At 34.3% G+C, this 12382-nt stretch carries 12 protein-coding genes and 1 pseudogene; 7 read left to right on the top strand and 6 right to left on the bottom strand.

All coding sequences use genetic code 11. The annotated features are described in order from the left end of the window. Positions 1 to 30: 30 nt before the first annotated feature. On the bottom strand, positions 31 to 1467 hold the full coding sequence (gene icd, locus ABWU72_RS00095; protein ID WP_155969097.1) for an isocitrate dehydrogenase: 1437 nt from the start codon (positions 1465 to 1467) through the stop codon (positions 31 to 33). Between the two features lie 145 nt (positions 1468 to 1612). Here icd and ABWU72_RS00100 point away from each other — a divergent pair, with 145 nt between their 5' ends. Together ABWU72_RS00100 and ABWU72_RS00105 are read left to right on the top strand one after the other, a co-directional pair. Then, positions 1613 to 2155, top strand: coding sequence for an RDD family protein (locus ABWU72_RS00100; protein ID WP_155969099.1), 543 nt, complete (start codon positions 1613 to 1615; stop codon positions 2153 to 2155). 49 nt (positions 2156 to 2204) lie between these two features. Beyond that, complete coding sequence (locus tag ABWU72_RS00105) at positions 2205 to 2561, top strand: RDD family protein (protein WP_246484352.1); 357 nt, start codon at positions 2205 to 2207, stop codon at positions 2559 to 2561. Here the strand turns inward: ABWU72_RS00105 and ABWU72_RS00110 are convergent. The 4 genes from ABWU72_RS00110 to ABWU72_RS00125 form a co-directional block, all read right to left on the bottom strand. Then, positions 2482 to 2973 carry an IS630 family transposase gene (locus tag ABWU72_RS00110; protein WP_155968340.1) on the bottom strand — a complete coding sequence of 164 codons (492 nt, stop codon included), beginning with the start codon at positions 2971 to 2973 and terminating at the stop codon, positions 2482 to 2484. The genes ABWU72_RS00105 and ABWU72_RS00110 overlap by 80 nt on opposite strands. Positions 2974 to 2992: 19 nt before the next feature. Continuing rightward, positions 2993 to 3340, bottom strand: coding sequence for an IS630 transposase-related protein (locus tag ABWU72_RS00115; RefSeq protein ID WP_155968342.1), 348 nt, complete (start codon positions 3338 to 3340; stop codon positions 2993 to 2995). Positions 3341 to 3741: 401 nt separating this feature from the next. Continuing rightward, positions 3742 to 5145 (bottom strand): transcription termination factor Rho, encoded by a 1404-nt coding sequence (gene rho / locus ABWU72_RS00120; RefSeq protein ID WP_007549497.1) that lies wholly within the window; start codon positions 5143 to 5145, stop codon positions 3742 to 3744. 199 nt (positions 5146 to 5344) lie between these two features. Then, the gene (locus tag ABWU72_RS00125; RefSeq protein WP_010082495.1) at positions 5345 to 5947 is read right to left on the bottom strand and encodes a cell cycle transcriptional regulator TrcR; all 603 of its coding nucleotides are present in this window, start codon (positions 5945 to 5947) and stop codon (positions 5345 to 5347) included. A gap of 320 nt (positions 5948 to 6267) precedes the next feature. Here ABWU72_RS00125 and ABWU72_RS00130 point away from each other — a divergent pair. The 5 genes and pseudogenes from ABWU72_RS00130 to trpS all read left to right on the top strand — a co-directional run. Next, positions 6268 to 8079 (top strand): annotated as a pseudogene (locus ABWU72_RS00130) (SurA N-terminal domain-containing protein); the annotation flags it as partial. Positions 8080 to 8480: 401 nt separating this feature from the next. Beyond that, entirely contained in the window at positions 8481 to 8801 is a 321-nt protein-coding gene (rpsP, locus tag ABWU72_RS00135; RefSeq protein ID WP_006279266.1) for a 30S ribosomal protein S16, read from the top strand. A gap of 10 nt (positions 8802 to 8811) precedes the next feature. After that, complete coding sequence (locus ABWU72_RS00140) at positions 8812 to 9798, top strand: polyprenyl synthetase family protein (RefSeq protein ID WP_010962840.1); 987 nt, start codon at positions 8812 to 8814, stop codon at positions 9796 to 9798. 61 nt (positions 9799 to 9859) lie between these two features. After that, positions 9860 to 10429 (top strand): nucleotide exchange factor GrpE, encoded by a 570-nt coding sequence (locus ABWU72_RS00145; protein WP_155969407.1) that lies wholly within the window; start codon positions 9860 to 9862, stop codon positions 10427 to 10429. A 17-nt stretch (positions 10430 to 10446) separates the two neighbouring features. Next, positions 10447 to 11445 (top strand): tryptophan--tRNA ligase, encoded by a 999-nt coding sequence (gene trpS, locus ABWU72_RS00150; RefSeq protein ID WP_353283754.1) that lies wholly within the window; start codon positions 10447 to 10449, stop codon positions 11443 to 11445. 175 nt (positions 11446 to 11620) lie between these two features. On the opposite strand, the gene ABWU72_RS00155 is transcribed toward trpS, so the two are convergent. Further along, positions 11621 to 12382: an alpha/beta hydrolase gene (locus ABWU72_RS00155; protein WP_012673268.1), complete on the bottom strand. Its 762-nt coding sequence runs from the start codon at positions 12380 to 12382 to the stop codon at positions 11621 to 11623.

The raw sequence follows: 12382 nt of genomic DNA on the forward strand, positions 1-12382 counted from the left end.
TTATGCAATCATAAGAATGTCAAACGATCATTAAGAGAAAAACCCCTCTTTCCCATCATACAAATACAATTTGTCCATTCTCACCACGTCAAAATTGTGTTCTTCGAGTTTGATTAGCAAGTTATTTACATCACTATTTGTAATAGCTTGCTTTTCATTATTTGCGATAAACCTATAGGTTATTTGGTCACTTGAAGGTTTTGAGTTTCCTGGCCAAATCGCAAGTCCTTTTGAGTATATTGCTATCATTTGCAGATTACTTGATTCAAATAATCCTACTATTTGATCAACATTACTGGATTTGTCCCAAGCGAGAGTTATATCACTACCCACTAGCTTTTTAACTTTGTAATCTTGTTCGTAATTGTCTTGTACTTTATTTATTTTACTATCCAAATTTATTTTACTATCCGAACCACTGCCAATTATAAGCTCAGCAGGTTTCTTTCCTAAATTATCTATAACAGCTTCTGCAAATTCTTTGGTACCAACTTTCTGTTTACTTCTTTTCTCCTTATATAAATCGGCAGTGTGTATTCCATCCTCCAAAGTCTTGAGCCATGCATCGTAGATTAGTTTTGCAGTACCCACTTGACCTATGTAAATTAGCATATGCACTGCAGCATTTAAAAGACCAGAAGGATTGGCTATGTTTTTTCCTGCAATATCAGGGGCAGAACCGTGCACTGCTTCAAACATTGCGTATTCATTCCCGATGTTGCTACTTCCGGCAAGCCCCACAGATCCAGAGGTTTGTGCGACTATATCTGATAATATGTCGCCATATAAGTTCTCGGTTACTATAACATCAAAATTCTCCGGTTCTGTTGCAACACGCGCCATTCCAATATCAACTATATAATGTTCTGCCTTTATATCTGGGTATTCCTTTGCAATGCGATCAAACGCGGCATGGAAAGTTCCGTCAGTCATTTTCATGATGTTATCTTTAGTCAGGCAAGTTACTTTTTTTCTGTTGTGTTTTTTTGCATATTCAAAAGCGTACCTGCATATCTTCTCTGAGCCAGATCTAGTAATAATTTTAGTGCATTGGTAAGAGTCACCAGTGAGCCTATGCTCTATTCCGGTGTAAACGTCCTCTTCATTTTCACGTATCACTACGATATCAAACTTATCGAATTTATTTTCTATAACAGGATGATATGAAATGCATGGTCTGATATTTGCATACAACCCTAGATTTTTTCTGAGTGCAACGTTTAAGCTTTTGTGCCCTTTACCTTGAGGAGTTGTTGTCGGAGATTTTAATAATATTTTTGTCCTTTCAATTGATTCCCAACCACTTGGAGAAATTCCGTGAGACCATTCTTTACTGTAAACACGCTCCCCTATTTCAATAATATCTATTGAGATTTCCGCTTCTGCTTCGCGCAATATCGACAGCACCGCTTCCATGATTTCTGGTCCGATACCGTCGCCATATGCAACTGTGATTAGTGTTGACATAACTTCCCTAGTTATAAATGATTTAATATTAATTTAAATAATAGAGTGGCACAAGTAGCTAATATTACCCAAGTTAGTATATTTACGGTTATTTAATAACGTATTTTTATATCATATGATGATATTATGAAATATAGGTGGGGTTATGAATACTGAAATAAATGTTAAAGTAAATTATGTAGGATTTACAAGGCGTATTGTAGCAGAAATACTTGACCTCATCATATTTTCCCCTCATTTTATCTTCGGTTTTATCTATGGTGTATTCATCGTATCATTACAAGATCAAGATAAAGATAAAGACTCTTTTCAGGAACTTGCACAACTAGCAACAGAAATACCATTTATAGTTTCTACAGTGGTCGCAACATTAGTACTAACAATATCCAAAATATTAATGGTAACAAAACTTGGTGGTACCCCAGGAAAACTATTGTGTGGTATGCATATTAAAGATGCTAATACATTTACAAATGTTACCCTTATGCAAGCAACAATAAGATGTATTTCTAAGGGAAGCATCTGGATTATTTTTCGCTTTTTGCTTCATCTGCATTATCATGGTTATACTTTTCTATATCTTTTAATTGTGCTAATTTTATTTTTGTTTGCAGTATTTGATCAACGCAAACAGACTTTTTACGATAAAATTGCAAAAACAGTAGTGATAGACTATAAATCTAGTTGATATTTTTCTTTATAGGTAGTACATGGATAAAAAAGTAAACTACTCAACGATGACAAGACGTACTCTAGCATTTATAGTTGATTGTATTTTATTTATCGCAATACCATTTGGTTTAATGGCGGTGGGTTTCTCACTTACACACGCAATACAAGGGATCATGGGTGCAATAATTGTAATCACCACGATTGTATTTTCTTTATTTTTAATGATACCATGTATATTTCATATATTCATGCTAGTAAAATTTGGCGGCACTCCAGGACACTTGTTATTTAGCATGCGTGTAAAAGACAAAGATACATTTGAGTCAATCACTATAGTATTTTCTAAAATGAATGATAAATTTCCATTATGGTATTACCAACCAAAAGTTGTAAGTCTGTATATTTATGCATTAAAGGTCTGAGGCGGCTTTTGATGGTATTCCAACAATGCTCTATAGGGTTCAAATCTGGTGAATATGTTGGTAGATAGAGCAAACGGCATCTAGCATTATCTATTAACTCCTTTGTTTTGGGAGTTTTATGGAATGTGGCATTGTCCATAACTATTGTAGTACCATGTGGCAATTTAGGTAATAACATCTTCTCTAACCATGTATTGAATACCTCTTTGTCACACCCACCTTTGAAAGTCATTGGTGCAATAAATCTCTTTCCAATCCACCCGCCTATTATACTGATTCTCTCTCGTTTTCTTCCTGGAATATCTGCATAAATTTTCTTTCCTATTGGAGCACGTCCATACTCTCGGTATAACCTATTATCAACTCCTGCTTCATCTATATATAAGATGCTGGAATGGTCTATTTTTGAGATTTTATCGGTAAATCGCTGCCTATCTTCTTGATTGCGCTCTTGATATAGTGTAACTTTTTTTTAAAGTAATTCTTAGCTGTTTCAGCCTATACCAAATTGAATTTATTCCAAATCCAAGATTTTGTTTCATCTCTGCCAGCGTATGATCTGGATTCTTTTTAACATATTCTTCGAGTATTTTTGGGTCTATTTTTCGAATAAAGCTGCCGTTTTTCGATGGCCTTAGGCTTTCACCAGCGGCTTTCTTTCTTAACCAGCGGTACAGAGTTGCTATTCCTATCTCCAAAAGCTCTGCCACCTCAACCTTTGACTTCCCTTTTTCTATCATCGATACTGCCCTTTCCCTTAAATCCACACTATACGCCATTATAACTCAAATAGCTTATTATACCTTTATCATTTACTTTGGGAAGTACTATACAATGCAAGCAATGAAAAGGACTATAGCTCTTTTTATAATTTATTGCATATCACTTTGTAATCCCATTTTATTCTTAGCTATACTAATCTTAGTTTTAGTATGTGCAGTAGGTGATGAACATAAACAAGCTTTTCACGACAAAATTGCAAACACGGTAGTGATAGATTATAAACCTAGTTGATATTTTCCTTTAGCTGTCTGCCACCAAGGGTGTCATTCCAGTGTCACGCGCTAACTTAAGGTAAATTGCCAACTTAACTATAAATATATTTTGGTAAATCCAAATTATTTTAGCTATAAGAGCGTTTTACTTTTTGCTCAGCATATCCATCATAACTGGCTTACTTTTAGTGATTCATGGAGTTAAAAAAGTCAGCATTGCTCTTTGTTAAAAGTAGTTTGTCACGTAAAAATTCCATTGCTTCAACGGGTCCCATAGGATTGAGTATCCTACGCACCACCCATATTTTATTTAGTATAGCCTTATCAACTAATAGCTCTTCCTTCCTTGTTCCGGATTTTGTAATATCAATAGCTGGAAATATACGTTTATCAGAAAGTTTTCTATCAAGTATGATCTCAGCATTTCCTGTACCTTTAAACTCTTCAAAAATAACTTCATCCATTTTTGAACCAGTCTCTATAAGAGCTGTGGCGATTATAGTTAAAGAACCCCCATTCTCAATATTACGAGCTGCTCCAAAAAAGCGTTTTGGTCTCTGCAGTGCGTTTGAATCTACACCACCAGTTAGAACTTTCCCAGACGAAGGAATAACCGCATTATAAGCACGTGCAAGTCTAGTAATATTGTCAAGTAGAATTACCACATCTTTTTTATGCTCAACCATTCTTTTAGCTTTTTCTATTACTATTTCAGCAAGCTGTACGTGACGGTAAGCAGGCTCATCGAATGTAGAACTTACTACCTCACCTTTTACAGAACGTATCATATCTGTTACTTCTTCAGGTCTTTCATCTATAAGTAACACTATTAATTCTACTTCAGGGTGATTTATAGCTATAGAGTTAGCCATTTGCTGAAGCAATACTGTTTTTCCTGTGCGAGGTGGAGCAACTACTAACGCTCTTTGACCTTTTCCAAGAGGAGCTACTATATCTATAGCACGCATGCTTAAGCCTTTTTTATCATCACCATTATTACACTCAAGTACTATGCTTTCCTCAGGATAAAGAGGAAGCAAATTATCAAAATGGACGTACTTTCTTAATTCACTTACTTCAGTAGAGTTTATACTTTGAACCTTAGTTAAAGTAAAATATCTCTCTTTATCACCAGGTGGCCTTATTTCTCCATATGCCATATCTCCTGTACGTAAATTAAACTTCTTTATTTGCCCGTTAGAAATATAAACATCATCGGTACTTGGGGCATAATTTGCACTTGCTGAACGTAAGAAACCAAAACCATCAGGCAATATTTCCACTATTCCACTCCCTGTGGTTATGCCTCCTTCTTCACTCATTTTTTTCATTAAGCTGAATATTATTTCCTGCTTTAGCATTCTACCATTGCTTTTACCGTTAGTTGAAATTTTTCTTTCTTCAGCTAACTCTAACAATTCTTCTGCTGTTTTCTCTTTTAATTCGCTCAGATCTAATGTTTTTCTGTTTTTCTCAGTACCTTCATTGACCATCTGTTTTACTGTATCGTTATTGTAAATTTGCTCACTTTTTTCAGGTTGAGCTGTAACCTTTCCTTTTGCCAAAACATCTTCATTGATTGTTGTCATAATCCTCCAAAAATTTTAATTGATGCTTACTAACCTAAAATGTGACTATAAGATAATAAATTAGGCTGAGTTAGTTTCAGTGCGTATTAAGCTTAATTATCATTAAACCCCGTACTTTACTTACATTATACTAATAAACACTAGCAAGTCAAGTTAATTTAATGTTAACAAAACACAAAAATTTGAGGATTTTCAATAGCTATTCTTTATATTTTTTTAACCTTTCTTGCTTCTCCTCTTCTACTTTTGCTTTTTCCACTTCTGCTTCTAAATTTTCTTGACTACATAAGCCGAGTAGTACAGGATCTTGGGGTTTTATATTTTGCATGTTATGATGAGATCCATCTCTTACCTGCTCAACTGTGTAATTTGTTGTACTAATTAATTTAGCTATAACGTTATTGTCCAAGATAGGAAATTTTTTTACTAAATAATAAATCGCATCAGGTTTATCTCTACGTCTTGCCGTAGAGGCAAAGCCAAGAATGCTACCAATCGCTTTACTCCTTTTTTTTATATTTTTTATAATCAAATTTGGTACACGATTTGGATTTTTTTTGCAATCATCGATTTCTTTTTCAGTAATTATTCCAGAAATAATAGGGTTATATTTTTCTACTTCTATTTCCTCATCAGCTATGTCTTGTACTTCTTCAAGGGCCAATCTGCAACATTGTGCTATTTGATTAAAAGTTAAACCAGTGTTGTCTACTAACCAAGCAGCTATTTGCACTAGAAACTGTTTATTTCTATCGTTATTGCCCTTAGAAGATTCCATTGACATCAAAAAAGCATCTCCCATTTAAAGTATCCCTTACTGTTATACAGAGCTAAAATATAAACTATTAAAACTAAAAAAGCATTAATTTTGTCATTCAATAACTTTTTGTTTGTCACTTCCCACCTCTTAAGTTAATTAAATGCGCTTACCTTTAAGCATATTTCAAACAAAATATTTCCCCTTCCTAAGGTATAGTATAACTCAGTTAAACATATGTTCCTATTTAAGATTAGAGAGTTAAATTTTAAGTTAATATATTATATATATTATCTAATAAAGCAACAGGTTTACAAGTATTAAATTATCACTATTCTATAATTAACCATTAATTAACTGAGTTTAAAATGAATGTTAAAAATTTTTTCACTAAAATAACCGTTGTCCTTTTAGCTTGCTTGTTAATCTTTGTGGGAGTTGGCAACCTTTTATCAGGTGATGATGAAAAAGAAGAGGTAGCTAGGGTTGGAAAAGAAGTTATAACGTCAGATGAGTATAAGTCGCTATATCAAAATTATGGAAAACAAATTTCTGGATCTGATGCGAGTAGAGAACAAGTAAAAAAGCTGAAATATGATTTGCTTAACGCACTTATAGAGCAAAAACTATTGTTTAACCTAACTAGTGAGCTGGGGTTGACAGTTGGAGAAGAATCTATAAAAAACCATATTAAAAACACCAAATACTTTCAAAATGATAAAGGTGAATTTGACAAAAATAAATTCTATGAAACGCTAAATGACCTGCATATGACAGAGAAAGAGTATATAGCAAAGCTAGAGAAAGTCCTGCCTGCAATGATGTTCATGACTTCATTATTTAAAGATAATTATCCAGTAACTTTTGGCGAGAAAATTGATGAGCAGATATACAAAAGTCGCTACCAAACTAGAGTAGTTGATATTGTTAAAATAACTGAAGATGCAGTTACAAACATTCCTGAACCAGATGATCAAGCCTTACTTGATTTGTACGAAAGAAATAAATCCCATTTTTATTATCCTGAGTATCGAACTGCGCAATATATTTCCCTAGGCCAAAAGTATTTTGAAGATCAAATCAAGATCTCAGATGAAGAAGTTGATGGTATAATAGAACAACAAGAACTTAAAAATCAAAGAGATATATTCAATGCAATATTTTCTACCAAAGAAGAAGCTGAGACAGCAAGAAGAGCATTTGAGGAGGGTAAAACAAGCTTTGAACAGATAGTAGAAGAGTTTGGCAAAGCAAAACTTGAGGAAACTAGAGTAAATAATATAACTAAGGATTTTTTACCAGAAGACGTGAGAGAGAAGGTATTTGCTCTTAAAGTAGGTGAAGTAAGTGAAGTTTTAGCAAGCAGTTTTGGTTGGCACATAGTAAAAGTGGAAAGTGCGCATCAAATCTCTGATGAAGACTTAGTTGATTTAAAAAAAGACATAAAGTCAGTTCTAACTAACCAAAAGTCTTTTGAAAGAGTCAATGATTTCATAAACCAAGTGAACTATAAGATATACAATGGTTCAGAAATTGAAGAAATATTGAGTGAATATAATTTACCTATACAAACTATTGGTCCAGTAGATGCGAGTGGAAAAGATCAAAGCGGTAATAACGTAGGAGATTCTGGTGATTTGATTTCTTTCATTTTTTCGCGAGAAAAGGATCAGAAAGGTTATTTTAAGGGCGTTGGGGACGCTGTTGTTAGTGTAAAAATCATCGATATCGTTCCACCTAAATCACAAAGTTTTGAAGAAGGCAGGGCATTAGCGGTAGAGCTTTGGCGTAGTGAGTTTATAAAAGAAAGAATGTTTAAATTCGGGCAAGAGGTTGCAGTTCAACTAAGAGAAAAAACAGATTTGGAAGAAATTCAAGGTGTGGAATTAGTTAAAGGTCAGCAGATGCACCGCAATAAAGTGGATCAACAAAACTACCCCTTTTCTTTTGTAGAAGAGATTTTCAATATGAAAACAACTGGTTCAGTGACAGATCCTATTCAATACAATAATGAAATTATAATAGGTGTTCTAAAAGAAATGCATTCATCAAATGGCAAATTAAACATGCTTGACACTGGAAAACGTGTGATGATATCGCTAAAAGAGCAATTAATTAGCTATCTGGAATCAAAGTATAAAGTCGAAGTTAATCACGCTATACTTGATGATATATAGTCAAAAATCTTATAAGTTGCTTCAAACGCATCCAGTGCCCAGACACACAACTGTACGAACATTTCGATTTGAGAGCAATCTTCACTAGAAAGGATGTCATCCCAGTGCCCAGACACTGGGATCCAGGAATTTTATTAAGTTGGTAAGCATAAAAGTAGCCGTTTTATGTTAAAATACAACGTTTTAATGATTAAAAAAAGGCTGGATTCCAGTGTCAAGCACTGGAATGACACCATTTGCTGTGCAATTTACCTTCAAAAATGAATGTTCGTATAGCTGTGCGCCCGGCACTGCCCTACATTATTGGTAATTATATTATAAGGTGCAAAAGTTGTATAATTCATTTGACTTAAAACGGCTCATTGTATAAAATTGTGGCTAATATATGAATAAAGGTTAACATGGCAGTTAAAATAAGGTTGGCGAGGTTTGGCGCAAAGAAACGCCCTTTTTATAGGATAGTTGTAGCTGATTCACGAGCACCAAGAGATGGGCGTTTTATTGAGAAAATAGGACAATATGATCCAATGTTACCAAAAGACAATAAAAATCGTGTTGTGGTGAAAGCTGATAGATTAAAACATTGGCTAAGTGTAGGCGCGCAGGCAACTGAAAGAGTACTGTGGTTTATCAAAAAAGGCATAGTAACTTTAGAAACAGAACCAAAGAAAACAGAAAAGAAGAAAGTAGAGAACGAGAAAGCACAAGGGCAAGAGGCATAAGTCTCTTAAAATGCTAAATACTGATTTAACAAACAGCGATAAATTAGACGATATTGTATCTTCTGATTTGTCAGCTATGAATGACTTTGTCTTCAAAAATGTCAATGATGAAGATGCTAAGCTTGCTACTGATATTATATCTCATCTTGTTAGGTCAGGTGGAAAAAAAATAAGGCCTAAACTAGTTTTTATTATATGTAAAATGCTAAACTATTCTGGGGAGAATAGGATCAACGTTGCTGCATCGGTAGAGTTTATACACAATGCTACTTTACTTCATGATGATGTGCTCGATGAAAGTGAGGCACGCCATGGAGTTAAAACAGCGAATAAGATTTGGGGAAATAAATCAAGCATTTTAGTTGGTGATCTATTGTTGACTCTAGCATTTAGATGGCTTATAGAGTGTGGAAATTTAAATATTCTCTCTATTTTATCTAAAGCATCGCATTTACTTGTGAAGGGTGAAATAAAGCAGATGACAGCACGCTTTGACCCCCACACAGTCAGGGAAAATTATTTTGATATCATTGGAGAAAAGACAGCATCTTTATTTTCTGCATGCTGTGAAGCTGCATCAACAGTATCTGGTGCAACAAATGACGAAACAGAGAGGCTAAAGAATTTTGGTTTTAATTTTGGTATGGCATTTCAAATAGTTGATGATATGCTCGATTATACTGCTAATCAAGGCACTTCTGGAAAGCAAGTCGGAAAAGACTTTTTCGAAGGTAAAGTCACCTTACCTGCTATTATAGCATACGAAAAGGGCAGTCCAGCAGAGCAAAAATTCTGGGAAAAATGCTTTTCTTCAGCTAGACACAATTTTGACCAAGCATTACACTATATTAATCACCATAATGCCATTCAGCTTTCTATGGAAAAAGCTAGACACTACATTAATATGGCACAAAATGATATTAGTACTTTTTCTGATTCTTTTTATAAAACTACTTTAATTAACTTTTTAAATGCGAGCATAGAAAGACGAATGTAGCTGGCGCTTGATATTTTCAGATTAATTGTTATATATTTATTAGATTCTTAAGGGTAATGATATGTCAGATAGCAGTAAGGAGAAAAAGAAGAAGTTTGCTGATATGGTAAGTAGGCAGAAAGGTGACGACCAACAAAGTGATAACCATAAGCAAACTGATGATTTAAATGAAGATCTCAATACATTAAGAGAACGTGCAGCTCAGCTTGAAGATCATTTACGCCGTGCTGTTGCAGATAATGAAAACGTCAAACGTATAATGCAAAAGCAAATTAGCGATGCAAGTGACTACGCAGTCACAAAACTTGCACGTGATATGATCGACTCGTGCGACAATTTAAAAAGAGTAATGGAAATTTTGAAAGACGGTGATCCTGTTCATGAGGGGATTAAAGTAGCTTATCAAAAAATTATAAATGATCTAAAAAAACATGGAATAGAGGAAGTAGATCCACTTGGTGAGCTTTTTGATAGTAATTTACACCAAGCTGTTGTGGAAAGAGAAGACAATGAAAAAAAGCCTGGCACCATTGTAGAAGTACTACAAACTGGTTATACTATCAAAAATAGGTTGCTCCGTCCTGCAATGGTTATTCTTTCTAAGAAATCTGCTGATTGTGGAAGCGATTAGCATGAGGTAAATGTATAATGACAAGTATTGTCTTTTCAGGTATCCAGCCAAGTGGCGTACTACATTTAGGTAATTATCTTGGTGCAATCAAACAGTGGATAGACTTACAGGATAAATACAAATCTCTTTTTTGTATTGTCGACCTACACGCAATCACAGCAAATAAGCTTCCCGCAAGTGAATTAAAAAGTAATATTTTCAAAACAGCAGCAGCTTATATTGCATGCGGAATAGATACAGAAAAGTCCATTATTTTTAGTCAGTCCACAGTTAGTGGTCATGCAGAACTGGGCTGGCTGCTTGGATGCTATACACCAATTGGTTGGCTTAATCGCATGACTCAATTTAAAGATAAAGCTGGCAGCGATAAACAAAAAGCCTCTCTTGGATTATATAGTTATCCAGTACTTATGGCTGCAGATATATTGTTGTATCAAACTAAATACGTTCCTGTTGGTGATGATCAAAAACAGCATTTGGAGCTTGCACGTGATATTGCATCAGCTTTTAACAATCATTATAAGCTGGATTATTTCATCGTACCTGAAATCTTAACTTTGGATTGCACATCAAGGATAATGAGCTTAAGGGATGGCACAAGCAAGATGAGTAAATCTGATCCTTCAGAACATTCGTGCATTCACCTTGATGATACGGATGACTTAATTGTCAAAAAAATAGAAAAAGCAAAAACAGATTCAATTCTAGGCTTTGCTACTTTAAAGTGCCGACCAGAAATAAGCAATTTGATAAACATTTATTCAGTGCTTAGTAATGTAAATGCAGAAAAAGTATGTGAAGAAGTGAACAAACATGACATGAAGCACTTCAAAAAAGAGTTAGCTGATTTAATTATCAGTGTTATATCACCCATACGTGAGAAAATGAATGATCTTTTAAAAGACCAATTCCATTTACATGAAATATTAAAAAAAGGCACAAAGAAAGCAGCAGAAATTGCAACCCATAATATAAAAGAAATCAAGGATATTATTGGATTTGCTCAATATCTGTAAGGTTCCAAAGTGTGATGGTGCGAACCGTCATACCGCCGCGGTATCTCAGCCGCTAACACGTAGCGGGATGACGGTTTTTCAAATTGTCGGTAAATCTAAGTCAGTTTAGCTATAGGCAGCAATTTTCTGTATTTATTTTAAGTTGAAGAAAGCTCAAATGAAAAATCGTGTTTTGCTAAAAATCACAGAATGCAGTCTGGTTACAAAATTCTCTAATGGTCTTAAATAAAACTTCCAGTGAATGATTGTCAGACATATTGTGCTCTGCTGATTTTATTAAGTGTACTTCAACATCGGTTGACTTAATTTTTTCAGCTAAATTCAATGAAGTTTGATAAGGAACATCTTTATCATTAATGCTATGCAGCAAGCGCACAGGACAGTTTATATCTATTGTCTTTTTGTTTAAAAGAAGGTTCTTTCTGCCATCTTCGATCAAATTTTTAGTTATTTTGTATGTACAATGCTCTGAAGTAAAATCTATTACACCTTTAGAATCTAGTTCTTCTTTTTGCTTGCCTGACAATTGCTTGAATATCAAATCTTCAGTAAAATCGGGAGCAGACGATATACCAATTAGTGCTGCAATTTTTTCTGGAAATTGAAGGGCAGTGAGCAACATCAGCCATCCTCCCATACTTGAACCTATAATTATTTGTTTATCGCTAGTTAATTCACTCATTACTTTAGCACAATTTTTTTGCCAATCACTTATCGTGTAATCAATAAAATTACCACTTGAATGACCGTGACCAAAATAATCAAATAGCACAAGTGCTACGTCATTTTCTTGGCAAAATTTGTAAATAGCAGTTGCTTTAGTTCCATCCATATTGGATGCAAATCCACCGAAAAAAACTACAGAAGCTTTCTTTCCTTGTAGCTTTCGATATGCTATGTGACCATTATTTCCATCAAACAATTTACAATAATCCAT

It is taken from the genome of Wolbachia endosymbiont (group A) of Lypha dubia (genome assembly GCF_964028575.1).
Lineage (GTDB): Bacteria > Pseudomonadota > Alphaproteobacteria > Rickettsiales > Anaplasmataceae > Wolbachia > Wolbachia pipientis.